Origin of the sequence: Faecalibacterium sp. DFI.5.82 (assembly GCF_029076575.1) — a bacterium.
Classification (GTDB): domain Bacteria; phylum Bacillota; class Clostridia; order Oscillospirales; family Ruminococcaceae; genus Faecalibacterium; species Faecalibacterium duncaniae.
Genome location: NZ_JARFIS010000243.1, coordinates 1 through 333, shown reverse-complemented (window position 1 = coordinate 333; position 333 = coordinate 1). Strand labels below are relative to the sequence as shown.

1 protein-coding gene is annotated in these 333 nt (G+C 64.9%); it reads left to right on the top strand.

Annotated features, from left to right (window positions below; genetic code table 11):
* Positions 1-333, top strand: a 333-nt coding sequence (locus tag P0G09_RS16430) for a hypothetical protein (RefSeq protein WP_275253198.1), incomplete at both ends; no start/stop codon positions are given.

Below are 333 nucleotides of genomic sequence, written 5' to 3'. Positions count from 1 at the left end.
GGGTGCCGCCAAAGATGACATCCTCCATCTTACCGGCGGCACCCGGCGGCGGGGGGCCATGGGCTTTGCTCAGGTGCGCCTGACGCTGGACAACAGCAGCCACGCGCTGGATGTGGAAGCGGACGAGGTGACCATCGGCCGCAGGTATTACCGCTCCGGCGAGATCGAGTACAGCATCAACGGGCAGATCTGCCGCCTGAAGGATGTGTATGCACTGCTGCTGGATACCGGCATCGGCCGCGATGGCTACTCGGTCATCGGGCAGGGCCGCATTGCCGAGATCGTGGCGGCCAAGAGCAGCGAGCGCAGGGAGATCTTTGAGGAAGCCTGCGG